1 protein-coding gene is annotated in these 733 nt (G+C 34.9%); it reads left to right on the top strand.

Features of this window, described 5'->3' with window-relative positions:
- Positions 1-306: 306 nt before the first annotated feature.
- On the top strand, positions 307-733 hold a 427-nt coding region (locus CD152_RS09975; protein ID WP_169926198.1), incomplete at its 3' end, for an HTH domain-containing protein.

Raw genomic sequence — 733 nt, 5'->3', positions numbered from 1 at the left:
GTTATACAATTTAATTAACTTAATTGAACGTAAAAAGAACATTCAGCATTAATAACTGCTACCAACAGTTATTAATCGCTTACCGATCGCGTACATCGGCAAACACTTTAGAATGTTCTTCTAACTTCCTCATTATGAGATTTATATTTTAATCATACCCGATTTTTCAGAGGTTATCAATAAAACAAATCTCAAGAGTAAGTTATAAGAATATTAAATCGACAGAAGTCATAAGAGTGCATGCCATGGAAAAGACCGGCATGTACTCTTTTTTCGTTCCTAAATACTAGAAAAGGAATGATAGAAATGACTTACATCATGAACGACTTTGAAAACAACTTTGAAACAATCATCGCAATGGATCGTACGGTTGAACGATACAACCGTCACCTTAAAGAGACCGAATACCGTATTTTAAATGTATTAAAACAACATAGCTTAAAAGTGATTGGTTTTTCTCATCTAAAACTTCAGACCATCGCAGACCTTCTACATATCAGTAAGAAGACCGTCTACCGTGTTTTAAAAAAACTTGATGCAGAAGGTTATATCACGAAGATTCATACCGTCAGTGGCAAACGTAAGAATAACGGTGCAATGGTCTTTAGAATCAATACCTATACACAATATGAAGTCATCCGAGAAAAAAATGTCCACGCTAAAATGTCCACGCTTAATCAAGTGATTAAGACCGGGAAAGAGCTGTCACAACAGGCGTTACAACATGTTCATG

The sequence above is a fragment of the Macrococcoides caseolyticum genome (genome assembly GCF_002902665.1).
Taxonomy (GTDB): Bacteria; Bacillota; Bacilli; order Staphylococcales; family Staphylococcaceae; genus Macrococcoides; species Macrococcoides caseolyticum.
The sequence above is the reverse complement of the archived record's forward strand: the minus strand, read 5'-3'. Positions and strand labels throughout refer to the sequence as shown.